Here is a 24,194-nt window from a genome sequence, read left to right on the forward strand (position 1 = left end):
GACGGCCAGCCGTCGCCGCCGGAGGTGGGTCCCCAGTCGCGACAGCGACACAGTCTCCTACCCGAGGCTGGGGTAGCGCGAGACGCCGTATCCGGCGGCCGCGACCGCGGCGACGACGGCGTCGGCGTGCTCGCGCGAGCGCGTCTCGATCGTCAGTTGCACGCCCGTCTCGCGGACGTGCAGGTCGATGCCCTCGCGCAGATGCGACACCTCGACGATGTTGGCGCCCGCGCCGGCGACGCAGTCCAGCAGCCTGGCCAGCGCGCCGGGCCGGTCCGGCACGCGCGTCAGCAGCACCATGCGCCGGCCGCTCTCGGTCTCGTGGCGGCGGGCGATCGTCGCCAGCAGCCCCGCGTCGACGTTGCCGCCGCTGAGCACGACGCAGGTCGTCCCGTGCTCGGCGGCCCGGGCGTGGCCGCCCAGCAGCGCCGCGACGCCGACCGCGCCGGCGCCCTCGACCACGAGCTTGGCCTTCTCCATCAAGAGCACCATGGCGGCGGCGACCTCGTCCTCGGAGACGACGACGATCTCGTCCAGCCACTGGCCGACGAGCGGCAGCGTCAGCTCGCCCGGCCGCTTGACGGCGATGCCGTCGGCGATCGTCAGCGACGCCTCCACCTCGATCGGCCGTCCGGCCTTCAGCGACGCCGGGTAGGCCGCGACCGTCTCGACCTGCACGCCGACGACGCGCACGTCGGGCCGTGCGGACTTCACCGCGATCGCGATGCCGCTGGCCAGCCCGCCGCCGCCCACGGGCACGATCACGGTCGCCAGGTCGGGCAGGTCGTCCAGCAGCTCGAGGCCGAGCGTCCCCTGGCCGGCGACGATGTCGGGGTCGTCGAAGGGATGGACGAACGCCAGGCCGGCCTCGGCGGCACGGGCGCGGGCGGCAACGATGCAGTCGTCGACCGTCGCGCCGACGATCACGACCTGCGCGCCCAGCGCTGCGGTCGCCTCGACCTTGGCGATCGGCGCGCCCTCCGGCATGAACACCTCGCACGGCACGCCACGCTCCCGCGCCGCCAGGGCGAGCGCCTGAGCGTGGTTGCCGGCGCTGCCGCACACGACGCCCGCCGTGCAGCCGTCACCGAGCGCCGCGAGCTTGTTCAGCGCGCCGCGGATCTTGAACGCGCCGGTGCGCTGCAGCGACTCGGCCTTCAGGACCACGTCGCTGCCGCAGTGCTCGCTGAGCGTCGCTGACGTCAGCACCGGCGTGTGGCGGGCGACGTCGCCGATCGCGTCCCGAGCGCGGGCGACGTCCTGCGCGGTGACCGCGGACCCCGTGCCCACCTGCCCGGCCATGACCGCCTCAGTCCGCCAGCGCGACGATGGCGTCGATCTCGACCTGCGCGCCGAGCGGCAGGGAGGCGACGCCGATCGTCGACCGCGCCGGCTGGGGATCGCTGAAGAACGTCGCGTAGACCTCGTTGACCTCGGCGAAGGTGGCCATGTCGGTGACGTAGATCCCGCATCGGACCGCGCTGTCCAGCGACGCGCCGGCGGCCGCGCAGACCGCCTGGAGGTTCTTCAGGCACTGGCGCGTCTGGTCTCCCACGCTGCCTTCGACCAGCTTGCCGGCGGCCGGATCCAGCGGCGTCTGCCCCGAGAGGAACAACAGGTTGCCGGAGCGGACGGCGTGGCTGTAGGGACCGACGGCCGCGGGGGCGGCGTCAGCGGTGATGGCCTGGCGATCGGATGACATCGTGAGCGGTTCTCCTTCGACTTGTCTTGCGTACGGACGCTACCGTCCGCGCCCACATGCTCGCCCGCCGCCTCTCGTCCCCGGTCCGGCTCATCCTTCCGGTCGCACTCCTGCTGATCGCCTCAGGCGTCTGCACCGGATCCGCTGTGGCGGCGATCCCGTGGGCCCCGTGCCCCACGGCGGGCTTCGAATGCTCCACGGTCGACGTCCCCCTGGACCGCACCGGGGCGACGCCGGGCACCGTCTCGCTGGCGGTCTCGCGCGTCCCCGCGGCGTCGAACCCGAGCGCCACGGCGGTCGTCCCGCTCGCCGGGGGACCGGGCCAGGCGGCGCTGCCGCTGTCGAAGTCCTTCGCCGAGATCCTCGCGCCGGCCATCGCCAACCGCGACCTCCTGATCTACGACCAGCGCGGCACGGGCTCCTCCGGGGCGCTGGACTGCGCCGCGCTGAGCAAGAACACGACGGTCTTCAAAGCGGCGTCTGACTGCGCGAGCGAGCTCGGCGCCCGCCGCGGCTTCTACCGCACGGCCGACAGCGTCCAGGACGTCGAGGCGCTGCGCATCGCCGGCGGCTACAGCAAGCTCGTGCTCTTCGGCGTCAGCTACGGGACGAAGGTCGCCGAGGACTACGCGGCGGCCTACCCGGGCAACGTCGAGGCGCTCGTGCTCGACAGCGTCGTGCTGCCCGAGGGGCCGGATCCGTTCCAGCGCTCGTCGCTCTCCAACGCCCCCCGCGTGCTGAGCAACCTGTGCGCCAAGAGCGCCTGCAAGGACGCGACCGGCGACGTCAAGGGCGATCTCGCCAAGCTCGCCGCGAAGCTGCGCCAGCACTCGCTGAACGGCAAGGTGACGCTGAGCTCCGGGGAGCGCGTCCGCTTCCGCATGGACCAGACCGGCCTCGTCGACATCCTGCTCGCCGGCGACCTCAACCCGACGCTGCGCGCCGAGCTGCCCGGCTCGATGCGCGCCGCGCTGCGCGGCGACCTGTCGCCGATCCTGCGCCTCAGCGTCCGCTCCGAGGGCCTGACCACCGGCCTGCAGTCCTCGGGCTCCGACAACAGCGACGCGCTGTTCCTGGCGACCACGTGCGAGGAGGCGCCGTTCGCCTGGACGCGCACGGCCGGCGCCGACCAGCGCGCGCAGGAGATCACGACCGCCGCCCAGGCGATCCCGCGCGACCAGCTCGGCCCGTTCTCCCCCGCCGCCGCGGTCCAGGGCGGCCCGATCCCGTTCTGCCTCGGGTGGCCCGACGCGTCCCCCGCGCCCGCCGCGTCGACACCGCTGCCCCCGGTCCGCACGCTCGTGCTCGACGGTCAGATGGACCTGCGCACCCCGTACGAGGACGCCGCGCAGATCGGCACGCGCATTCCCGGCGCCACCATCGTGCAGGTGCCGTTCACCGGCCACTCGACCGTGAGCTCCGACGCCACGACCGACAGCGCCTGCACCAAGGGCGCGCTCGCGACCTTCTTCGCCGGCGGAACGCCCACCGCATGCGCGCAGGGCACCAACCCGTTCGCGCCGACGCCGCGCCCGCCCACGTCGCTGGGCACGATCGGCATCAAGGACAAGACCAAGCGCACGATCGTCGCGGCGCAGGGCACGGTGGCCGACGCGACGCGCCAGATCATCGGCGACGCCATCGCGCTCGACACGCTGCCCAACCACGTCGCCGGCCTGCGCGGCGGCAACGCCACGGTCAACACGAGCGGCAGCTTCCGCCTCACCCGCTACCAGTACGTCAAGGACGTCCTGGTCAGCGGCACGGTGTCCACGAGCCGCACCGCCAGGGTCACCATCCGCGGCGGCGGCGCGGCCAGCGGGACGCTGACGCTGTCGGCCAGCGGCGCGGTGAGCGGTCGCCTCGGCGGGCACAAGGTGAGCGTCGCCGCTCCGAGCGCGCGCCGCTCCACGCTGCCGACGGTCGCCGAGGTGCTGGCGCGCCCGAACCTCGGTCGCTGAGCCCGGGATGGGTAGCCTCGTGCGCGATGGCCAACGCCCTCGCGCACGAGACCTCCCCGTACCTCCTCCAGCACCGCGAGAACCCCGTCGACTGGCTCCCCTGGGGGCCGGCGGCGCTCGCGCGGGCCCGGGAGCTGGACCGCCCGCTGCTGGTGTCGATCGGCTACTCGGCGTGCCACTGGTGCCACGTCATGGAGCGCGAGTCCTTCGAGGACCCGGCGGTCGCCGCGCTGATGAACGAAGCGTTCGTCTGCGTGAAGGTCGACCGCGAGGAGCGGCCCGACATCGACGCGATCGCCATGGAGGCGGTGCAGCTGATGACCGGCCACGGCGGCTGGCCGCTGAACGTGTTCCTCACGCCCGATCAGGTGCCGTTCTACGGCGGGACGTACTTCCCGCCGGCGCCGCGACACGGGATGCCCGCGTGGCCGGCGGTGCTCGAGGCGGTCGCCGAGGCGTGGCGCGACAAGCGCGGCGAGATCCTCGACCAGGGCGCGCGCATGGCCGCCCGCCTGGGCCAGACCAGCGCACTGCGCCCGGCCGAGGACGTCACGCTGAGCGCCGAGGCGCTCGACGATGCGGTGCGCAACCTGCGCGCCGCGTTCGATCCCGAGAACGCCGGGTTCGGCGGGGCGCCGAAGTTCCCGCCGTCGCCGGCGCTGCTGCTGCTGTGGGCGCGCGCGGCGCGTGGAGGACCGTGGGCGACGAAGGCCGGCGACATGGCGGGCGCGACGCTGCGGGCGATGGCCGCCGGCGGGATGGTCGACCAGATCGGCGGTGGCTTCGCCCGCTACGCGGTCGACGCCACGTGGACGGTCCCCCACTTCGAGAAGATGTTGTACGACAACGCGCTGCTGGCCCGCGCCTACCTGCACGGCTGGCTGATGACCGGCGACCCGGCGCTGCGGCGCGTGACCGAGGAGACGCTGGACTTCGTCGCCCGTGAGCTGCGCGGTCCCGAGGGCGGCTTCCTGAGCGCGCTGGACGCCGACAGCGAGGGCGTCGAGGGCAAGTTCTACGTGTGGACGGTCGCGGAGCTGCGCGACGCGCTGGACCCCGGCGACGTCGAGGCCGCGCTCGCGTGGCTCGGTGCGACCGAGGAGGGCAACTTCGTCGAGGGCGACCGGGATCCGGCCGGCTGGAACGTCCTGACCGGGCGCGGGCCCGAGCCGCCGGCACAGCAGCGGGAGCGCATCCGCGCCGCGCTGATGGCGTTGCGCGCGGGCCGCGTGCGGCCGGGGCTGGACGACAAGCGGCTGACCGCCTGGAACGGGCTGGCGATCCACGCCTTCGCCGAGGCCGGCGCCGCGCTCGGGCGCGCCGACTTCGTGGAGATCGCGGTGGCGGGCGCGGAGTTCGTCGTGTCGTCGCTGCGCGACGGCGACGGCCGCCTGCTGCGCACGTGGAAGGACGGCGAGGGCAAGCTGAACGCCTACCTGGAGGACCACGCGTTCCTGCTGGAGGCGATGATCGCGCTCTACGAGGCGACGTTCGACCCGCGGTGGTTCGCCGAGGCGCAGACGCTGGCCGACGCGATCCTCTCGCGGTTCGCAGACTCCGATCCGGCCGCCGGCGGGTTCTTCGCGACGTCGTCGGACCACGAGCGGCTCGTCGTGCGCCGCAAGGACCTCGAGGACGCGCCGATCCCGTCGGGCTCCTCGTCGGCGGCCGTCGGCCTGCTGCGCCTCGCCGCGCTCACCGGTGACGCCCGCTACGAGGAGGCCGCGGCCGCGCACCTGCGGCTGGTGGCCCCGCTGCTCGGGCCCCATCCGCAGGCTTTCGCGTACGCGCTGATCGCGCTGGACCTGCTGGTCTCCCCCCGCCTGGAGGTCGCGCTGACCGGCGACGACCCGGACGCCGTAGACACCCTGGCCGGTGTGGTGCGCGAGCGGCTGCGCCCGGGCGTGGTGCTCGCCGGACCGCCCGGCGACGGCGTGCCGCTGATGGACTCCCGCACCGCGGTGGCCGGCGCCGCCGCCGCCTACGTCTGCGAGCGGTTCGCGTGTCGCATGCCGGTCACGGCCCCGGGCGAGCTGCGAGAGCTGCTCGAATCGTCGTGAGCGCTCGTGGGCCGGCCCGTCAGAGCACCGGCAGGTAGCGGTCCAGCTCCCACTGCGTGACCTGCACGCGGTAGTCCTCCCACTCCTGGCGCTTGATCTCGATGAAGCGGTTGAACATGTGCTCGCCGAGCGTGCGGAGGACGAGCTCGGACTCGGCCGTCAGCTCGACGGCCTCGCCGAGCGTCTCGGGCAGCTGCTCGATGCCGAGCCGCTTGCGCTCGTCGGGCGACAGGTGGTACAGGTTCTTCTCCATCGGCTCGGGCAGCTCGTAGCCCTTCTCGATGCCCTCCAGGCCCGCCTGCAGCAGCGCGGCGAAGGTCAGGTAGGGGTTGCACGCGGGGTCGGGGCAGCGCAGCTCCATCCGCGTGCCGCGCTCCTTTCCGGGGTGGTAGAGCGGGACGCGGACCAGGGCGCTGCGGTTGCGGCGGCTCCAGGCGACGTAGACGGGCGCCTCGAAGCCCGGCACCAGGCGCTTGTAGGAGTTGACCCACTGGGCGAAGATCGAGCTGAGCTCGCGCGCGTGCTTGAGCTGGCCGGCGATGAACGCCTTGCCGATGTCGCTGAGGAAGTACGGGTCGTCGGCGTCGAACATCGCGTTGGCGCCGTCCTTGAACAGGCTCATGTGCGTGTGCATGCCCGAGCCGTTCTCGCCGAAGAGCGGCTTGGGCATGAACGTGGCATGCCAGCCGTACTTCATGGCGTACTCCTTCACCGTGATGCGGTAGGTCATGCAGTCGTCGGCCATCTTCAGCGCGTCGGCGAAGCGCATGTCGATCTCGTGCTGGCTTGGCCCGACCTCGTGATGGGTGTACTCGACGTGGATGCCGAGCTGCTCGAGCGCGAGGACGGTCTCGCGGCGGACGTCGGAGCCGGCGTCGAGGGTCGTGAGGTCGAAGTAGCCGCCCTCGTCGAGGACCTCGGTGCCGTTCTTGTCCTTGAAGAGGAAGTACTCGAGCTCGGGACCGACGTTGAACGTGTCGAAGCCCATCCCGCGCATGCGCTCCAGCGCGCGGCGCAGCACGTGGCGCGGGTCGCCCTCGTAGGGCGTGCGCTCGGGCGTCAGGACGTCGCAGAAGACGCGGCCGACGCCCTGCTCCTCCGGGCGCCACGGGAGGATCGCGAACGTCGACGGATCCGGCATGGCGACCATGTCGGACTCCTCGATGGCGTTGAAGCCCGTGATCGAGGAGCCGTCGAAGCCCATGCCGTTCTCGAACGCGTCGTCGAGCTCCGCGGAGTTGATGCTGAACGACTTGAGCTGCCCGAGGATGTCGGTGAACCAGAAGCGGATGAAGCGCAGCTGGTGCTCCTCGACGATCGCCCTGACGTCCTCGACGGTGCGCGGCTGGTCGGTCATAGGGCGTTGACCCTAGAGGATCGCGGTTGTCACATTCGTCGAAAGCTGGCCGCCGATGTGTCGAGCCAGCGCCGCCCCCAGGCCTTCAGCGCGGCGACCGCGGGCTCGAGCTCCCGGCCCATCGGGGTCAGCGCGTAACGAGTGTGCCGCGGCGGTCCGCGGTGGTCGTCGCGCGTGACGACGCCGCGGTCCTCGAGGTCCTTGAGCCGCTGCGAGAGCAGCCGGTCGGAGAGGTCGGGGATCGCGTTCGCGATCGCGGTGAAGCGCAGCGGTCCCGACGAGAGCAGGACGTCGACGATCGCGCCGGTCCAGCGGGCGCCGAGGAGCTCGACGGCCTCGTGGTAGTGCGGGCAGGGAGCCGGCGGCGCGGGGTCGAGGGTCGCTGGGACGGTGGGGGTGGCGGACGGGGCGGCCGGGACAGAGGCGGCGGGCGTCGCGGCCGGGCCGCGCGTGCCGGGGTCCGGGGTCGATCGGGCGTCGCCGGATGCGGGCCCCGGATCCACGGCGCGGGCCCCTAGGGGTGCCGTAGGCGGCCAGCGAGGCCGAGGCCCACGATGGCCAGCCGTCGCCGCCGGAGGTGGGTCCCCAGTCGCGATAGCGACACAGTCTCCTAGGCGGCCTTGAGCCGGCGGTCGTGCTCGATCGAGCCGTCGAGCGGCACGTCCCCGGCGACGTTGACCATCGCGGTGAAGCACTCCAAGGACGCGTAGGCGATCGCCTCGAGCAGCTGCTCCTCGGTCCAGCCGGACTCGCGCGCCTCCTCGTGCAGGTGCTCGGGCGGCGTGGCGTGGTCCACGACGAGGTCCTTGACGTAGCGCAGCAGGACGGCGTCGGCCTGGTCGTGGGCGTCCCACTCGCGGGCGAGCGCGATGTCGTCCAGCGGCAGGCCCGCCTGCCGCGCGACCCGGCGGTGCAGGTCCAGGCCCGGCTCGGAGCCGAAGTGCTCGGCGACGGCGAGCGAGATCCGCTCGAGCGTGATCGCCGGCAGCCGGCCGTGGCGCAGCTCGGCGCGGAAGCGGGTGTAGCCGCGCAGTGCCGCGGGCGAGCCGGCGAGGACGCCGAGGAAGTTGGGCAGCTGGCCGGCGCCGGCCAGCGCGCCCTTGAGGATCGGCTGCGACGCCTCGGGCGCCGAGAGATCGTCGTGGACGGTGAAGCGGCTGATTCGGGTCTTCATGGCAGCGTCCTGAAGCGAGGGGAATGGGGTCTGCCGGCCGTCCATGCCGGCGATGCGCCGGGTTCCTTACCCGAGGTAAGTGTAGGAGGGTCGTCAACGCGTCTTGCCCGGATTACGCGCGAAACGTGCGCGAGGATCGCCGACCGCGTACGCCGGCGTGGGTCCGCTGGCGTGCGTCGGGCCGCCACACCCTGCGGGAGTGCGGCGGCCGGTGGTCAAGCAGGGATGCGGTCAGCGGTGCGCGATGACCAGGCCGGCGGGCGCGTGGTGCGCGGTGTGGCTGATCTTCGCGGTCACGGCGGGGGCCGTCGCCGCGCGGTGCGCCACGGCGGCCTGCGACGAGGACGTCATGGCGGCCAGCAGGATCAGCACGGCGCCCAGGGCCACGGCCCAGAGGGCGATGCGATCCGGGCGCGGTCCGACGCGGTCCGAGGCGGTCCGCGGACGGTGGCGACGGGCCGCCGAGGCCATGCGGACCTCGTCGGGACGGCCCTTGATCTGCACCGTGCGGCGGGTGCCGGCGGGCGGTGGAGGGCTCGCGAACGGGTCGTCGGCTGCGCTCAGGTGCGCCAGCTCGTGGGCGACGTCGGCGGGCGACGCCGGCATGATCGGCTCGAGCACGTCGCCGCCGAGCTCGATGGTCATCGACGTGGGGGTGTCGCGCACCGGCGCGTGCGGAGCAGCGGGCACGAAGACGCCGTGCAGCGGATGGCCGGCGCCCTCGGTGCGGGCCGACTCGTCGGGCGTGCGCGTGATGCGGCGCCGCGGGACGAAGTCGATCTCCTCCCCGAGCCAGTCCTCGGCAGGGCGGCGACCGGGACCCGCGAGGTCGTCACGCTCCTGCTGCACGTCGGCCCACCAATTGGGCGCTTCCGTCGATGACATGGGTGTTCTCGGTCCTCTTCCGTGGGCTTACGGGGTTAGCTGACGGGCTCGCGCCGAAAGAGCGGCGCTACGCAAGGCGATTCGCCCCGATGCAACGTGGGTCCCCCGCTCCCCGCCCGGGGTCTCCGGGCGCGGATTCAGCGGTTGTGAACGGCGGCATCGTAGCAACGTCGGATTTCCCTGCTGGATCACAGAGTTATGGCAAGCGCCAACTGACCGAATAGTCAGGCATGCGTCGGACGGAACATCCCGCAAGCAGCGGGAAACGCCGGCTTGACTTCGCCGGATCGACCTGCCGACGAGCTCACGACCTGGTGCATATTCGCTCTTGACAGGTCCGCGCGAGAACCCGGCGCGGGGTCCCTAAGCCGCCGCGGGTTTCGCCCGCTGGGCGAACACCCGCAAGGGAACCTGGCCCTCTGGGCCAGTGTTCCCCTAGGGGTGCCGTAGGCGGCCTGCGAGGCCGAGGCCCACGACGGCCAGCCGTCGCCGCCGGAGGTGGGTCCCCAGTCGCGATAGCGACACAGTCTCCTAGCGCCCGGCGACCGCCGCGATGTAGGAGGCGACGTCCTTGGCCTCTTGGCCGTACAAGAGGCCGGCGGGCATCTGCCCGTTGCCCTTGGCACGGCCGTTCTTGATGGCGTCGAGGACGAAGGCCTGCTTGTTCTGCACGCCGACGACGAGGTTGTCGAGGTTCGGCCCCACGCGGCCGACGGCGTTGGACGCCGCCAGCGTGTGGCAGGTCGAGCAGTTCTTGGCGAACAACGAGCGGCCGTTGACCTGCGCGGCGTTGAGGTCGACGCCGCCCGGACCGCGCTTGGCGTGATCGTCGTGGTTGAAGGCCAGCACGAGCGCGGGCAGACCGAGGCCGACGACCAGGATCACGAGCCCGATGCCCAGACCCCAGGCGCGACTCGCCGCGCGGGACTCGCGCTGCGATCCCCTGGGCGCCCGGCCGCTGCGCATCGCGACCATCACGACCGAGAGGCCGATGGCGAGGAAGACGAGGATGAAGACGACGGTCCCGATCACGAGCGGGACCCTATCCGGTGGACCGGCCCCCTGCGCAAGTCTGGCTCGCGAGCCCGGACCGCAAAGGCCCTGCGGACGAGCCTCATCGGCGCCGCCCCGCCGCGAAGCTCTGGACCGCCGGCGCGACCGCGCGGAAGTCACCGGTGCCCGTCGCCGCGAGCCCCTCCCCTTCGGCCTCCGCCTCGCGCGCGGCCTGCTGGCGGGCGAGCTCGATCGCGTCGAGCATCGAGAAGTCCTTGACCTCGATGACGTCTCCGCCCACCTGCTGCGCGCCGCCGGTGATCGCGGTGAGATGAGGCGTCGCGACGTCCGCCGCGGGCCGGGCCTGCAGGTGCCCGCTGGCGTCGAGCCGCAGGAGCCGCCGGCACACGACGTTGATCGCCCCACCCGCCGAGGCGTGGCGCTCCAGCACGCCCTCGGCGACCACCAGCGGCTCGGCGCGGACGATCGTTCGATCGCGCTCGTAGACCTTCGGCGGCACGACGAGGTTCACGGTCCCGGTCTCGTCCTCCATCAGCAGGAAGCACACGCCCTTCGCGGTCCCCGGCCGCTGCCGTGCGACCACCAGCCCTCCGAGCCGGACCGTCGACCCGTGCCGCATCCGGCTCAGGTCGTCGTTGGTGACCATTCCCTGCGCGCGCAGCTCCTCGCGCAGCAGGCCGAGCGGATGCGCGGCCGTCGTCAGCCCGGTCGTGGAGTAGTCGGCGATCATCGCGTCCCACCCGCTGAGGCCCGGCAGCGGTGGACCCTCGCCCACGCCCAGCGGCAGCGCCAGCTGCGTGCCGAGCTCCACGCGCACGCGCTGGGTGGGTGGGCCCGATTTCCCGACGACCGAGGTCAGCAGCCGCTTGCCCGGCGCCGCGACGCCGAGGTCCCACAGCGCACGCCGGCGGCTGCCGCCGGCCAGCGCGTCGCACGCCCCCGACCAGGCCAGCTGCTCCAGCGCGCCCCGCCCCGCGCCCGCGCGCGAGGCGAGGTCCTCGACCGTGCGGAACGGCCCTGCGGCCTCGCGCGCGGCGACCAGCGCCTCCACGTCGTCGGCGCGCACGCCGAGCACGTAGCCCAGCCCGATGCGCACCGCCGGCGCGCCGTCGACGTCCACCACCGTGCAGCCCGCGGAGCTGGCGTTGACGTCGGGCGGCATGACCGTGATCCCGCGCCGCTGGGCCTCGTGGACCAGCGAGTCCGGTGGGTAGAAGCCCATCGGCTGCTCGTCGAGCAGCGCGGCGAGGAACTCCGTGCCGTAGTGCACGCGCAGCCACGTCGACTGGTAGGCCAGCAGCCCGAACGCCGCGCCGTGGGCCTTGGGGAACCCGAAGCCCGAGAAGCCCTTGACCATCGTCCACACGCGCTCGGCGAGCTCCTCGTCGACGTCGTCCCACCGCGCCATCGCTCGCGTCACGAACCGCTCGTGGTAGGCCTCGATCGCGGCCGCCGACCGCTTCCGGCTCATCGCGCGCCGCAGGCCCTCGGCCTCGCCTGGCGACAGCCCCGCGAACGCCATGGCGACCTCGATGACCTGGTCCTGGAAGATGATCGTCCCGAGCGTCTCGCGCAGCACGGGCTCCAGCGACGGATGGTCGTAGGGCACGACGAACGACGGATCGGCCCGCAGCTTCTGGAGCCGGTCGATGTAGGGGTTGACCGCGCCGCCGACGATCGGCCCCGGGCGCACGATCGCCACCTGGATGGTGAGGTCCTGCAACGTCGCCGGACGCGTGCGCCGCAGCGAGCCCATCTGCGCCCGGCTCTCGATCTGGAAGACGCCCGTCGTCTCGGCGTTCTGGATGCACTCGAAGGTCGCCCGATCGTCCATGGGGATCCGCGACAGGTCGATCCGCTCGTTGCGCCGCGCCGCGATCATCTCCACGCAGCGCTCGACCGCCGACAGCATCCCGAGGCCGAGCAGGTCGATCTTCAGGAAGCCCGCGTCCGAGCAGGAGTCCTTGTCCCACATGACCATCTGCCGGCCCTCCATCGCGGCGGGCACGACGGGGCAGCAGTCGATGAGCGGGCGGGTCGCGACGATCATTCCGCCGGAGTGCTGGCTGAGATGGCGCGGCAGGCCGTGGGCCTCGCTCGCGAGCAGGTGCAGCCAGCGCCAGCGGGTGGGCGGGTCCCCGATCATCCGTCCCTCCCCCAGCGCGGTGACGATGTCGCGGTCCACCGTCTGCGCCGAGAACGCCTCCGACGAGCGGGCCACCCGCTCGATCTCCCCGGGCGGCAACCCCAAGGCCTTGCCCAGCTCGCGGATCGCGCCACGCGCCCGGTAGGTCGGGAACGCCGCGACCAGCGCCGACTTCTCCTGGCCGAACTTCTCGTGGACCCGTGGGATGAGCACCGCGCGCACGTCGCGCGGGAAGTCCAGGTCGATGTCGGGCAGCGACGTGATCTCGGCGTTGAGGAAGCGCCCGAGGAGGAGGTCGTTGGCGATCGGGTCGACGTGCGAGAGCCCCGTGAGGTAGCAGACGATCGAGGACACCGAGGAGCCGCGACCGCGGCCGGGCGGCAGCAGCGACCGTGCCGCGGCGCCGTCGCGCACCTCGGCCGCGACCTCGCGCGCGAGCTCGAGCATCTCGTGGTGCAGCAGGAAGAACCCCGACAGCCCCAGGCCGTGGATGAGCTGGAGCTCCTCCTCCAGGCGCACCGTCGCCCGCGCGCGCAGCCCGTTGCCGGCGGGATACCGCTCGTCGAACCGCGCGGCGCACACCTCGGCCAGCTTGCGATCGGCCCCGTCGTCCTCCGCTCCCGGGTAGCGGTAGCCGAGATCGGCGGTGAGGTCGAAGGTCAACGTCGCCGCCAGGCGCTCGGTCTCCGCAACCGCCTCGGGATGGTCCTCGAAGCGCGCGGCCATCGCCGCGGGCGTGGTCAGGACGTGGGTGTGGTTTCCGCGCCGCTGCGGCTCGGACGCGTCGAGCGTCGTGTGCTCGCGGATCGCGACGAACGCATCCTGCAGCCGCGCACGCTCCAGCGAGTGCGCGTGGACGTCGCCCGTCGCCACGCACGCGATCCCGAGCCGCTGGGCCAGCGCTGCCAGCGAGCGGTTCAGCGCGCGGTCGTGGCGCGCGAACGGCCGCTGGAGCTCGATCCGGAAGCGATCGCGCCCGAAGGCGCCCAGCAGCGCCCGCGCGGTCGCCTCGTCGTGCACGCCGCGGCTCGCGCAGCCCGACAGGCAGACCAGGCCCTCGGCGTGCTCGGCGAGGTCGGCGATCGTCAGCACCGGCTCGAGCATCCGGCGCCGCCCGGGCGTGTCACGCGTCTTCGCGTGCGCGCGCGTGAGCAGGCGGCAGAGGTTGCGCCACCCGGCCGCGTCGCGCACCAGCAGCGTGACGTGACGCGTCGGGGAAGGCGGCACGGTGGCGCCCGGAGCGGATCCCGGGCGAGTGCCGGCGGCCAGCGCCGCGGGATCCACGACGTCGACCTCCGCCCCGTGGATGGCCCGCAGCCCCAGCGACCCGGCCGCCTGCGCGAACTCCATCGAGCCCGACACGGTGTTGTGGTCGGTCAGCGCGAGCGTCCGATGGCCATGCTCCAGCGCCGTCGCGACGAGCTCCTCGGGCAGCGACGCGCCATCGAGGAACGAGAAGGCCGAATGGCAGTGGAGCTCGACGTATGACACGAACACATGTTCGCATTCGACGCGAGTGGATACAAGCGCCGGTGCGGTTAGCTCACGACATCATCCCCACAACGAACCGGTGGGCAGCAGCGAGGGCTGGGGGGCCGGGGCCGGGCAGCTGACCGAGGCACCCGCGTTCGCGAGGACGTTCCCGAGCGAGGCGCCTCCAATGAACTGCGTGGGTCCGAACGGTCCCATCGTGGTGTTCAAGAGCTGGCAGACCTGCGGGTCCACGGTGGGGGACGCGGTCGTCGCCGCGCTCGCGCTCGCCGCCGGGACGGAAACCGCAAGCGCGGCGGTGACGGCCGCTAGAACAGCCAGGGGCTTTCGATGAGACAACATTCAGCAGACGCTCCTTCGTACCGGGCGGCCGGGGGCGCCCGGCGATGTTTGACAGGAGCTGTCGATGTTCCCGCCGCGCGTGCACCTCGCCTGCTGTCCCGCGGGACCATTGATGCTGGCACGAGGGACTTGCGAACCACGACACGACGCGGCCGACGGGATCGGCGCCCGCACGTAGGCGGCTCGTACGCCCCGCGGCGCGTCGCGCGGCAGACCGGCCGCGTCGCGGCCACACAGGCCGGCGTCACGCTCAGGTCGTCGCCCCCCGGACGCAGTCGGTCCGCGGCAGCCACCGTCCGTCGAGCCCGCGCGAGGTGGCGGCGACGAGTCGCTGCGTGCGCCGCTCGACGTGCGCCGTGCCGCCGACGCGGAGCATCTCCAGCGTGAACGTGACGCCCTGGTCGTCGGCCGACGCATGCTGCTCGAGCACCCGCGCCTCCACGGTTCCCTGCTCGTCGATGCGCCGCCGCAGCGCCTGTGACGGCTGCGCGCTCGCGCGGTGCCGCGCCACCGCGTCCAGGAGCTCCCGCGCCGCGGCGAGGTTGCGGGCGTCGGTGAGATCCAGGTGGGCGGTCACCTCGTAGACGCGATCGGCGTCCGGTCCCTCCGCCAGCAGGCCCGCCACCGGCTGCGCGACCTCGGGGAGATCGCGAGAGCCCGCGAAGCGGCCAGAGGCGACCACGCGGAGGTCCACGGGGCGGCCCGTCGCGTCGAGCTCGACCGCGTACGTCTCCCCCGCGCGACCGCCCGCGACCCCGAGCACGCCGTCGACCGCGCCCGCGCCCGCCCACGACGCCTGCACGTAGATCGTGTCGTGCCCGGTGCGCCGGTCGGTCCGCGTGCCGGCGCGCCGGTCGAACGTCAGCGAGCCGTGCGCGGCGTCGAGCTGCACCAGCCCGTCGGCGCCGACGCTCCCGCGCAGCGCCGACAGCCACGCGCCTTCGCCGGAGACGACGTCGGGCTCCGGCGCGTCCCCGAGATGGTCGAGCAGGTGGGTGGCCTCGGCCTCCGAGCCAACGATCCACGTCCGACCGTGCCCGAGCCGCGCGAGCAACGACGCCTCGACCTCTCCGCCGATCGCGACGTCCAGCGCGCCCGCGTGCACCTCTCCGCCGAGCCCGGCCGCCGCCTGGAGGCCGAGGGTCTGCCCCTTCTGGACGGTCACCGCGACCGTGCCGTCGGACCGCCGCTCGACGAGCGCCAGCCCATCCTCTCCGAGGTGCACGATCCCGAGGTCGACCGACACCGCCTGACCCCCGGCCCGTGACCCCACCACGCACGGCTCGCGATCGCGCGCGCAGTCCCCTGCCCCGACGATGCAGATCGCCCGCGCCATCTCGCGCGTCACCCGCCGCCCGACGTAGTCGGCCTGCGCGAGCGCGGCGCCGAACCCGAGCACCGTCGCGACCAGCGCGACGATCGCCATCCACTCCAGCGACGCCTGGCCTCCCTCCTGCCGGATCGCGCGCGGGTGAGACGAGGACGGCATGGCTCCACCCTGCTGGGGAACGTGTGACCAAACCACGCCCAAGCGTCACGAACCTGCGACGCGGTGGGCACAGCTCAGCGCTGCCGGTACCAGCCCCCCACCCGATCGAGCTCCCGGAACAGCACGACGAGGTCGCCCCGCGTCGTGACGACCTCCCAGTAGCGGCGGCGCAACGGCGCGTCGGTCCACCAGCGGTCCTCGACGACCCACGACTCGCGCACCGCGTCCACCGCCCGGCCGTCGATCGCCAGCGGGCGCCCGCGCGGGTCCGCCCGAACCGTCGCGGGCAGCGGGACGTTCAGCCGCCGTGGCCCGGTCACAGCTCGAACGGCGCCAGGACCGCCTGGCGCTCCGGCACGCGCGAGTCCGGGTCGACCTCCAGCACGCGCAGCGCCGCCTCGGGCCCCGCGGCGGCGCGCGCCTGGCCGATCGCCTCGCGCAGGCGGGCGGTGCGCTGCGCGGTGCCGTCGTCGAACAGCGCGGTGGCCCCGGCGTGCGGCGGGCCGAAGCGCTCCACGGCCAGCCGCAGCGACTCCGCGGGCGCGGGCAGCAGGAGCAGCCGCTGGCCGAGCGCGAGGCGCATACGCCCGGCGTCGGCCAGCGCCTCGCGGAACACGACGCGCTCGCGCCACGTCCCGCCCTCGACCAGCTTCGCGCCGAGGACCACCGCTCGCAGCGTGCGACCGCGGCGCTCGCGCCGGGCCAGGAGCTGATCGACGAGCAGCACGAGCGCGCGCTCCAGCTGCACGCCCGAGGCCGACTCCGCCAGCTCCAGGACCTCTTCCAGCACCTCGCCGGGCACGCGCGGGCGCAGATCGTCGTCGTGCCCGCGCGCGAGGTCGTGGGCCAGCTCGCCGGACCGCCCGAAGCGATCGGCGACCACCGGCCGATCGAGCTCTCCCAGCTGGCCGAGGGTCGTGATCCCCAGGCGCTCCAGCGGCTCGACGAGCGCCGAGACCTCCGGCCGGCGGCGCAGCAGCGAGACCGGCTCGGAGGCCAGCCCCGGGGCCCCGTCGACCAGCTCGGCACGCCGCGAACGCGCCCGCACCGCGCCCGCCAGCGCACAGAACCGCGACGGTCCCGCGCCGATCCGCGCCGGTAGCCGCAGCGCCGCACGCACCGCCGCGACCACGCCTTCCAGCCACGGCGGCGGACCGGGTGGGTGGGCCGACATCCGCGCCCGCAGCGCCGCCGCGGGGTCGGACGTGCCGCGACCGCCGTGCAGCCGCGCGAGGCCGCCGGCCTCGAAGAAGGCCAGCCCTGGCGTCGCGCTCTCCACCTCCGCGCCGCTGGACTCCAGCCGGGCGAGCACCTTCTCCCACGCGTCGGCCACGCCCATCGGATCGGGCGGGATCAGCGCGAGCGACGGACAGCGCGCCAGCGCCTCGCCGAGCCGCATCCCGGCGTGCACGCCGAACGTCTCCGCCGACGCCGAGACCTCCCCCACGCGCTGCTCGCGCCCGGCCTCGGGCGCCAGCGCAGCGGGTCCCCGCGCGAGGGCCTCACGGCCTCCGGCGGCGATGACGAGCTCGAAACGGGAGAGGAGAACGGCGACGACCATTGATCGAACACATGTTCGCATCCTCGGAGGCGGCGAGCAAGGCCGCGGGCGCGTCAGGTTCGGCAGCGAACGGCTGCGGCGGGAAAACCCCTGCTCAGGGTATATCGGGATCGTCGACGAGCGTCATGTCGGAGACCCACGCCAGCCCTGGGCCGTCCTTCTTCTTCGCGTCGGCGGCCAGGAGAATCCGGTTGATCCCCGCCTTCAGCACCATGGGGAGGTCCAACCGCCCGGCACGGTCGAGCGTGACGACGTTCTGACCTTCCGACGTCGCGACCAGCACCGCGGTCCCGCCGCCGACGACCGCGTGCGGCCCGGGGGCCATCGAGGCTCGCAGCCGGTACCGGCCCGCCCGTGGGGCGACGACGTTGACGGTCGTTGCCACCGGCGCCAGGACGAAGGTCGGCCGCCCCGCTCCGAAGGACGACCAGTTCCCGCCTCCCTGCAAGCTCAGCGGTCCGCCCGCGGGGACCGCCGAGTCGATCCGGCCGATGACCGGCTTGCCGGCGACCTTCGCCTCGACCTCGGACACCGGCGAGAAGAAGCTCTCGAGCCGGTGGTACAGCCCCGGATGGTTGCTGCGCAGCGCGTCGTAGTAGCCGGTGAAGCTGGTCGCCAGACCGGCAAAGCACCCTGTCGCCAGCGCCGCGACGCCGCCGACGACGGCCAGACGCCGCGCCCAGCCACCTCGGTCCAGGTGCACCAACGCGGTGAACCAGACCAGCAGCGCAGAGACGAGGAAGAGCGCTGCGAAGTCGACCTCGTAGCGCTGGGTCGTGCCCCACAGGATCAGCGACAGGCCCACCAGGATGGTGCTCCCCGCCGCGACCATCGCGAGCACGACCGTCCGCAGCTCGCGGTCCCAGCGACGAGCGGCGACCGGCAGCAGCACGAGCGCGACGAGCAGCGGCATCATCGTCACGATCCCGCCCGTCGGCTCGATGCCGGTGTAGTCCTCCGCCACCCCCCACGGCACCCCCGGCGTGACTTGAAGCTGCAGGAACGGGAACAGGATCAACGGCCGTGGCGCCGCGAAGAGGTACAAGAAGACCCCGGGCGGGACGTAGGCGGGATCGAACGTGCTGTGCTCCTGCTGGTTCGTGCCGGCCAGCTGGAACTTCTGCCCGAACTCGAGCGGCGACCCGAACCGGGCCATGTTGTAGGCCATGGTCAGCAGGCCGCAGAGCACCAGCGGGCCGAACACCGCGATCAGCACGGTGCGACGGGCGGTGCCGCCGGGCCACCCTCCCCCACGCCAGGCGGAGACCGTCATGGCGATCGGGACGAGGGCGACCACGCCGAGCGTCGGCCGCGACATCAGCGCCAGCCCCAAGGCCAGCCCTCCGCCCGCCAACCGCCACCAGCGCCGGCGCGACGTCCCGTACCACCCCGTGAGCAGCAGCCACAGCCCGAGGAAGGCGAAGCACATGCCGCACGTGATCGCGACCTCGTACTCCGCTGGCCGGCGTAGGACGAAGGGCACGACGTTGCCCAGGGCGAGGGCGACCATGCCGACCCACAGGGCCCATCTGGGGGTCGCCGGCAGGAACCGGCGCACGAGGAAGCGCAGCACCGCGACCGAGAACACGAACCCGAGGAAGCCGAAGAGCGCCACGGAGAGGCTTTCGGGGAAGGAGACGCCGATCACCTGCAGCGGGGCGAAGAGCACGAGCGCGGCCGTGGGCCCCCAGTAGGCGTACAGATGCCCGTTCCTCAGGCTGAGGTCGTGCAGACCGGCGCCGTCCCAGCCGAAACGGTACGTCGCGTTCGCCTCGAAGTCATAGGGGTCGGGCAGGGCGAGCAGGCCCCGCGGCGGCTGCACAGGCAGGCTCACGTGGCCGTGGCGCAGCGCGTCGGCGATCAGGCCGTAGCGGCCGCTGTCGCCCTTCGAGAAGCCGAACGGAGCGGTGGAGCCGGCGATCCAGACGTACAGCGCCAGGACGCTCACGACCAGCAGCGCCAGTCCCACCGTCTCACGCGTCACCGCGATGCGACGGTGGCGTGCGCGCGGGACGTCGTCGCGCTCCCCCAGGCGCGGTGCGGCGAGCGAACCGCTAGGAGACTGTGTCGCTATCGCGACTGGGGACCCACCTCCGGCGGCGACGGCCGGCCGTCGTGGGCCTCGGCCTCGCTGGCCGCCTACGGCACCCCTAGGCATTGCGGGCGCCGGCCCGCGTCGCCGTCCGAACCTCCCCGCCCGCCTCGGCGACGTTGTGGTCGATGGAGTCCTCCAACGCCTCGCGCGAGGTCCGCGTGCTTCGCCATCCGAGCCGACGCAGCTTGTCGCTGTTGAAGCGCACGACCGGGACGTCGCCCTTCCAGCCGCGGCTGCCGCCCGTGTACTCGTAGACGACGTCGACGAGCCCGAGGCGCTCGCAGCACAGGTCGGCGATCTCGCGCACGGTCATGTAGTCGAGCGTCCCGGCGTTGAACACGTCGAACCCGGCCGGACGCGCGTCGGCGAGCCGGAGCATCGCGTCCACGACGTCGGAGACGTGGATGTAGGACTTGCTCTGGCGGCCGTCGCCGAGGATGCGCAGGTGCCCCGGATCGTCGATGAGCCGGCGCACGAAGTCGTAGGTCACGCCGTGCGTCTGGCCGGGGCCGACGACGTTGGCGAAGCGGAACACGGTGACGTCCATGCCGAACATGTGCGAGTAGGCCGACATCATCGCCTCGCACGCCAGCTTGCTGGCCCCGTAGGTCGACACGGGGTACATGCCTGCGGCGCCCTCGACCACCGGCTCGCTGCCGCGATCGCCGTACACGCCGGAGCCCGACGAGTACACGATCTGGGTGACCCCCGCGACGCGCGCGGCCTCGATCGCGTTGTTGGTCAGGTACGTCCCCTGCCAGAAGTCGACGCTGGGCTCCGTCGCCGCCTTGGCGATGTCGGGGTTGGCGGCGAACAGGAACATGCGGTCGGCGCCGCGGATCGCCTCCGACACCGCGTCGAGATCCTGCAGATCCCCCACGACCACCTGCAGGCGATCGTCGTCCATGACGTCCGCCAGATGATCGAGGTCGCCCGAGGAGAGGTTGTCGAACACGACGACCTCCTCGTCCGGACGCTCCAGCAGGCGGTGCGCGACGTGGCTGCCGATGAAACCTGCACCGCCAGCGATGAAGGAGCGGGTCATCGGGCGAACGTACCTCGACCTGGTGGCCGGTCAACAGCCAGATGAGCGGCAGAAATCCGGTTTGATGGACCGATACGCGGGATGCCCGGGCAATCGGCCGCGCGTGCCTGCAACACGAGCCCATGACGAACCGGCAGGTCCCACGGCATTCGGGACAGCATAGTTCCGTCTTCGGAAGCAGTCGCCTCAGAACGCGCTCGGCTGCCCGAACATCTCGCCCAGGCGCGCGGCGACGGCGAAGTCGCCCGCGAGGTCGAGGCGGCCCGTGAGCAGCGCCTTGACCGGATCGAGGTCGCGGCCGGCCAGGCGTACGAAGTCCGAGAGCGACATGGTGATCTTCAGCTTCGGGTCGGGCGAGGGGCCGGTGCGGGCCTTCGCGGCGTCGCCGTCGACGCTCACCGTCCACGAGCGGATGGCGCCGTCGGCGGCGCGCAGGTCGTACTGGATGTCACCGGTGAAGCCGGCGGCGCGCTCGGGAACGAACTGGCGCTCCATGCCCGCGAAGACGGCCTTGAGGCCGGCGCGCGAGCCGATCGTCTTCTCGAGGCGGCGGTCGCCGGAGCGCTTGACGAACGCCTGCAGCGCCTGTTCACCGCGCGTCTCGGCCGCGCGGCGCAGCGAGGCGAGCGCGACGCGGGCGCGCCCGGGGCCGCCGGCGTGCGGCGGCGCAGCGGTCGCCGCGGCGCCCGCCTCCGGCTCGCCGCTCTCGCCGGGGCCGAACGAGTAGCCCGGCTCGACCGTCTGCGGCGGCGCCCGGCGCTCGAGCGCGCGCAGCGGTGCGTTGCCGAGGCGCTCGCGCTTGGCGGCCTCGTGCTCGTCGCGCCGCGCCGCGAACTCCGGCATCACGTCGGCAGCGAACAGCTCCAGGGCCTCCATGATGTGCTGGTGCTCGGTCTTGCCGGTCTGCAGCACGAAGATGAGCTCGTCGACGCCGGCGTCCTCGTAGCGGCGCACGAGCTCGCGCAGCTGGTCGGGCGTGCCGATCGCCCCGCGCAGCGAGCCGAGGCCCTGCTGCAGCACCTTGACGCCGAGCGGCGCCTGATCGGCGGTGATGATCGAGCGGGCGAAGCCGACGTCCTCGCGGCGCTCGAGGAACTCCTGCCAGACCGAGGTCCGGCCGGGCTGGTGCTCGCCGAAGACGTAGTAGTGCGCGAGCGCGTAGCCGAAGAAGTGCGCCCCGTCGATCCCGCGCTCGATCGCCTCGGCCTCGTCGGCGTGGACCATCATCGGCAGCGCGACCGCGACGTTCGCGTTGACCGCGAAGCCGGCCGGCACGCAGCGATCCGAGGCGATGATGTCGTAGTACTCGTCGACCCAGACCTTGGCCTCCTCCGGCTCGACGAACGAGAAGCTCAGGGCGCCGATGCCCTTCTCGGCGGCCAGCCGGATCGTCTCGCGCCGCGAGCACGCGACCCACAGCGGCGGGTGCGGCTTCTGCAGCGGCTTGGGGATCACGTTGCGCGGCGGCATCGAGACGTAGCGGCCGTCGATCCCGGCGAACGGCTGCTCGACCATCATGCGCGCGACGACCTCGAGCGCCTCGGCCCACTGCGCCCGCTTGGTGTCGCGGTCGACGCCGAATCCGGCCAGCTCGGCCCCGGACGAGGTCTCCCCCGTGCCGAGCTCGACCCGGCCGTCGGAGACGAGGTCGAGCGTCGCGGCGGTCTCGGCGACGCGCGCCGGGTGCTGGTAGCCGGGCGGCAGCGGCAGGATCCCGAACCCCAACCTGATGTCCTTGGTGATCTGCGAGCAGGCGGCGAGGAAGACGTCTGACGCGCTGGAGTGCGAGTACTCCTCGAGGAAGTGGTGCTCGACCTCCCACACCGTGTCGTACCCGAGGCGGTCGGCGAGCCGGACCTGCTCGATGGCCTCCTTGAGCAGCCGGTGCTCGGAGTCGGCGTCCCACGGCTGGGGCAGCTGGTGCTCGTAGAAGATCGAGAAGCGCATGCCGTCCGGAGCCTACGGGGCGGGTGGCGCGCACCGCGGACCCCGGCAACGAGAAGGCCCCTGAGCTGCGGCCGCGGACACATCTGACCGGACCGCCTGATTTTCAGGGCCTTCTAGTGGGTCGCGGGAACGTTCGCCGGACGGGATTTCCGGTGAACGTTCCCGTGTGGCCCACTAGCGAGGGCCCCATGAAGGGGCCCTCGCCGTAGCACGCCTATAAGCCGGATCTTGTCGTGAACGACCATCCATCTGAGCGGCCGACCTGGACCTTGGCGGGCAACCTGCAAACGGTCCTGCTTGGCCTTGCACCCGGTGGGGTTTGCCTGGCCGCCATGTCGCCATGACGCCGGTGCGCTCTTACCGCACCTTTTCACCCTTGCCTGTGCGGGCCGCGAACGGCCCGCCATCGGCGGTATGTCTCTGTGGCACTTTCCCGCGGCTTTCACCGGGTCGGCTTGCGCCGACCACCGCGCCCTGTGGTGTCCGGACTTTCCTCGACGGGATGTCTCTCCCGCCGCGGCCGTTCGGCGTGCACCGCAAGCGTAGTGGGACGCGGGCCGGGTGAGAAGCGCTGACAGCGGTCGTGCTGCCGGCGCGGCCGGCGCCGGCGAGACGCCGGGTCGCCGGGTCGCCGGGTCGCCGGGGTCGCTACCGGATCGTCGTCCCGCAGCCGGTGCAGCGACCGCCGACCGGCGCATGCCCGGCCCCGTAGCGAGGCTTCATCGCCTCGCCACAGGCCAGACACGCGACGGTGCGGTGAGCGGCCAGGCCCTCCCAGACCCCGACCACCAAGTCGTCCAGCGTCGGCCCGCCGCTCGGAGCGGCCCGAAGGTCGTGCGCGTGCAGATCGCCGCCGAGAGGCTCCGGCACGGTCGCCCCGCTCGTCGCGCGGTCACGGACCGCAGCGCGGCCGGCGCGCAGCTGCTCGCCCGCCTCGACGGGGTCGAGGATCGACGGCCGGAACAGGTCGAGCGTCAAGGTCGCGTTCATGTCACACGCTCCGGAAGAGGCCGACGACGCGCCCCATGATCCGCACGTCCTTGCTGCGGATGGGCTCCATCGAGGTGTTCTCGGGCTGCAGGCGGATGTGGTCGGACTCGCGGAAGAACCGCTTGACCGTCGCTTCCTCCCCCACCAGCGCCACGACGATGTCGCCGTCGGACGCGTCCTCCTGGCGGTGGACGACCACGTAGTCGCCCTCGAGGATCCCGGCGTCCTTCATCGACTCGCCGCGGATGCGCAGGACGTACTCGCCCTTGTCGCCGCCCGCCACGGGCGGGACCTCCACGTACTCCTCGATGTTCTCCTCGGCCAGGATCGGCTGACCCGCGGCGACCGAGCCGACGAGCGGCAGGCCGGCCGGCCGCACGAGCGACCGGACGTTGTCCACCGCATCCTCGACGGCGCTGCCCACGGCCGACGACGCCTTGTCGAGCAGCTCGAGCGCCCGCGGCTTGGTCGGATCCCGGCGCAGCAGGCCGAGCTTCTCCAGGTTGGCCAGGTGCGCGTGCACCGTGGAGGACGACGCGAGGCCCACGGCCTTGCCGATGTCGCGCACCGTCGGCGGGTACCCGTGCTTGGCCGAGTACCGCTTGATGAAGTCGAAGATCTCCTGCTGGCGCTTGGTCAGATCCACCGTGGTCACCTTTCGCCGCTCGCGTCTCGATCGAACATGTGTTCGTAACCGTAGCGCGGCCCCTGGACGGATGCAAGCGGCCGGTCCCCGGTGCCACCTGCTCGCTATGCTCCTTCGGCTGTCCACGCGCCGGTGGCGGAATTGGTAGACGCGCAAGGTTGAGGGCCTTGTGGGGCAATTGCCCCGTGGAGGTTCGAGTCCTCTTCGGCGCATGGAACGGAAGGCCCGCAACCCGCGGGCCTTTCGGCGTTTCTGGGAAGTCACCGGACGAGCCGATCCGAGGCTCTCA

Annotated in this window: 18 protein-coding genes, 1 tRNA gene, 1 other RNA gene and 1 riboswitch; of the genes, 3 read left to right on the forward strand and 17 right to left on the reverse strand. The window is 72.8% G+C overall.

The window, feature by feature from the left end:
- Positions 1-57 precede the first annotated feature (57 nt).
- Together ilvA and VK501_RS19580 are read right to left on the reverse strand one after the other, a co-directional pair.
- Positions 58-1,302, reverse strand: a complete 1,245-nt coding sequence (gene ilvA / locus VK501_RS19575) for a threonine ammonia-lyase (protein ID WP_324340338.1) — start codon at positions 1,300-1,302, stop codon at positions 58-60.
- A 7-nt stretch (positions 1,303-1,309) separates the two neighbouring features.
- Positions 1,310-1,702, reverse strand: coding sequence for a Rid family detoxifying hydrolase (locus VK501_RS19580; protein ID WP_324340340.1), 393 nt, complete (start codon positions 1,700-1,702; stop codon positions 1,310-1,312).
- A gap of 56 nt (positions 1,703-1,758) precedes the next feature.
- Here VK501_RS19580 and VK501_RS19585 point away from each other — a divergent pair, with 56 nt between their 5' ends.
- A complete protein-coding gene (locus tag VK501_RS19585; RefSeq protein WP_324340342.1) occupies positions 1,759-3,663 on the forward strand; it encodes an alpha/beta hydrolase in 1,905 nt (634 codons plus the stop codon).
- 26 nt (positions 3,664-3,689) lie between these two features.
- Positions 3,690-5,723: a thioredoxin domain-containing protein gene (locus VK501_RS19590; RefSeq protein ID WP_324340344.1), complete on the forward strand. Its 2,034-nt coding sequence runs from the start codon at positions 3,690-3,692 to the stop codon at positions 5,721-5,723.
- A 19-nt stretch (positions 5,724-5,742) separates the two neighbouring features.
- On the opposite strand, the gene VK501_RS19595 is transcribed toward VK501_RS19590, so the two are convergent.
- From VK501_RS19595 to lexA, 15 genes are all read right to left on the reverse strand, one after another.
- On the reverse strand, positions 5,743-7,080 hold the full coding sequence (locus VK501_RS19595) for a glutamine synthetase family protein (protein WP_324340346.1): 1,338 nt from the start codon (positions 7,078-7,080) through the stop codon (positions 5,743-5,745).
- A gap of 29 nt (positions 7,081-7,109) precedes the next feature.
- Positions 7,110-7,583, reverse strand: coding sequence for a helix-turn-helix domain-containing protein (locus tag VK501_RS19600; RefSeq protein WP_324340348.1), 474 nt, complete (start codon positions 7,581-7,583; stop codon positions 7,110-7,112).
- 107 nt (positions 7,584-7,690) lie between these two features.
- Positions 7,691-8,254, reverse strand: coding sequence for a carboxymuconolactone decarboxylase family protein (locus tag VK501_RS19605; RefSeq protein WP_324340350.1), 564 nt, complete (start codon positions 8,252-8,254; stop codon positions 7,691-7,693).
- A gap of 231 nt (positions 8,255-8,485) precedes the next feature.
- Positions 8,486-9,139, reverse strand: coding sequence for a hypothetical protein (locus VK501_RS19610; protein ID WP_324340353.1), 654 nt, complete (start codon positions 9,137-9,139; stop codon positions 8,486-8,488).
- 9 nt (positions 9,140-9,148) lie between these two features.
- A riboswitch (cyclic di-AMP (ydaO/yuaA leader) is annotated at positions 9,149-9,292 on the reverse strand.
- A 378-nt stretch (positions 9,293-9,670) separates the two neighbouring features.
- Positions 9,671-10,171, reverse strand: coding sequence for a cytochrome c (locus VK501_RS19615; RefSeq protein WP_324340355.1), 501 nt, complete (start codon positions 10,169-10,171; stop codon positions 9,671-9,673).
- Positions 10,172-10,253: 82 nt separating this feature from the next.
- Positions 10,254-13,790: a DNA polymerase III subunit alpha gene (locus tag VK501_RS19620; protein WP_324340356.1), complete on the reverse strand. Its 3,537-nt coding sequence runs from the start codon at positions 13,788-13,790 to the stop codon at positions 10,254-10,256.
- Between the two features lie 592 nt (positions 13,791-14,382).
- Positions 14,383-15,621 (reverse strand): hypothetical protein, encoded by a 1,239-nt coding sequence (locus tag VK501_RS19625; RefSeq protein WP_324340358.1) that lies wholly within the window; start codon positions 15,619-15,621, stop codon positions 14,383-14,385.
- 74 nt (positions 15,622-15,695) lie between these two features.
- Positions 15,696-15,941, reverse strand: a complete 246-nt coding sequence (locus VK501_RS19630; RefSeq protein WP_324340360.1) for a hypothetical protein — start codon at positions 15,939-15,941, stop codon at positions 15,696-15,698.
- Positions 15,938-17,182 carry a hypothetical protein gene (locus tag VK501_RS19635; RefSeq protein ID WP_324340362.1) on the reverse strand — a complete coding sequence of 415 codons (1,245 nt, stop codon included), beginning with the start codon at positions 17,180-17,182 and terminating at the stop codon, positions 15,938-15,940. Before VK501_RS19635 ends, VK501_RS19630 begins: the two co-directional genes overlap by 4 nt.
- 94 nt (positions 17,183-17,276) lie before the next feature.
- The gene (locus tag VK501_RS19640; protein WP_324340364.1) at positions 17,277-19,166 is read right to left on the reverse strand and encodes a hypothetical protein; all 1,890 of its coding nucleotides are present in this window, start codon (positions 19,164-19,166) and stop codon (positions 17,277-17,279) included.
- A 166-nt stretch (positions 19,167-19,332) separates the two neighbouring features.
- Positions 19,333-20,322, reverse strand: coding sequence for an NAD-dependent epimerase/dehydratase family protein (locus VK501_RS19645; RefSeq protein ID WP_324340366.1), 990 nt, complete (start codon positions 20,320-20,322; stop codon positions 19,333-19,335).
- A 186-nt stretch (positions 20,323-20,508) separates the two neighbouring features.
- On the reverse strand, positions 20,509-22,269 hold the full coding sequence (locus tag VK501_RS19650; protein ID WP_324340368.1) for an LLM class flavin-dependent oxidoreductase: 1,761 nt from the start codon (positions 22,267-22,269) through the stop codon (positions 20,509-20,511).
- A 201-nt stretch (positions 22,270-22,470) separates the two neighbouring features.
- Positions 22,471-22,805, reverse strand: an RNA gene (rnpB, locus tag VK501_RS19655) — RNase P RNA component class A.
- 112 nt (positions 22,806-22,917) lie between these two features.
- On the reverse strand, positions 22,918-23,259 hold the full coding sequence (locus VK501_RS19660; protein WP_324340370.1) for a hypothetical protein: 342 nt from the start codon (positions 23,257-23,259) through the stop codon (positions 22,918-22,920).
- A 1-nt stretch (position 23,260) separates the two neighbouring features.
- Positions 23,261-23,905, reverse strand: a complete 645-nt coding sequence (lexA, locus tag VK501_RS19665) for a transcriptional repressor LexA (RefSeq protein ID WP_324340372.1) — start codon at positions 23,903-23,905, stop codon at positions 23,261-23,263.
- Positions 23,906-24,031: 126 nt separating this feature from the next.
- Here lexA and VK501_RS19670 point away from each other — a divergent pair.
- A tRNA-Leu gene (locus VK501_RS19670) sits at positions 24,032-24,117 on the forward strand.
- Positions 24,118-24,194 lie beyond the last annotated feature (77 nt).

It is taken from the genome of Baekduia sp. (genome assembly GCF_035318805.1).
Lineage (GTDB): Bacteria > Actinomycetota > Thermoleophilia > Solirubrobacterales > Solirubrobacteraceae > Baekduia.

What these genes read in the sequence shown, in the direction of transcription:
- VK501_RS19590 (WP_324340344.1), top strand. Translation starts at nt 3,690, where the DNA reads ATGGCCAACGCCCTCGCGCACGAGACCTCCCCGTACCTCCTCCAGCAC.
- VK501_RS19650 (WP_324340368.1), bottom strand. Translation starts at nt 22,269, where the DNA reads ATGCGCTTCTCGATCTTCTACGAGCACCAGCTGCCCCAGCCGTGGGAC.
- VK501_RS19610 (WP_324340353.1), bottom strand. Translation starts at nt 9,139, where the DNA reads ATGTCATCGACGGAAGCGCCCAATTGGTGGGCCGACGTGCAGCAGGAG.
- VK501_RS19645 (WP_324340366.1), bottom strand. Translation starts at nt 20,322, where the DNA reads ATGACCCGCTCCTTCATCGCTGGCGGTGCAGGTTTCATCGGCAGCCAC.
- VK501_RS19625 (WP_324340358.1), bottom strand. Translation starts at nt 15,621, where the DNA reads ATGCCGTCCTCGTCTCACCCGCGCGCGATCCGGCAGGAGGGAGGCCAG.
- ilvA (WP_324340338.1), bottom strand. Translation starts at nt 1,302, where the DNA reads ATGGCCGGGCAGGTGGGCACGGGGTCCGCGGTCACCGCGCAGGACGTC.
- VK501_RS19660 (WP_324340370.1), bottom strand. Translation starts at nt 23,259, where the DNA reads ATGAACGCGACCTTGACGCTCGACCTGTTCCGGCCGTCGATCCTCGAC.
- VK501_RS19580 (WP_324340340.1), bottom strand. Translation starts at nt 1,702, where the DNA reads ATGTCATCCGATCGCCAGGCCATCACCGCTGACGCCGCCCCCGCGGCC.
- VK501_RS19595 (WP_324340346.1), bottom strand. Translation starts at nt 7,080, where the DNA reads ATGACCGACCAGCCGCGCACCGTCGAGGACGTCAGGGCGATCGTCGAG.
- VK501_RS19585 (WP_324340342.1), top strand. Translation starts at nt 1,759, where the DNA reads ATGCTCGCCCGCCGCCTCTCGTCCCCGGTCCGGCTCATCCTTCCGGTC.
- VK501_RS19635 (WP_324340362.1), bottom strand. Translation starts at nt 17,182, where the DNA reads ATGGTCGTCGCCGTTCTCCTCTCCCGTTTCGAGCTCGTCATCGCCGCC.
- VK501_RS19605 (WP_324340350.1), bottom strand. Translation starts at nt 8,254, where the DNA reads ATGAAGACCCGAATCAGCCGCTTCACCGTCCACGACGATCTCTCGGCG.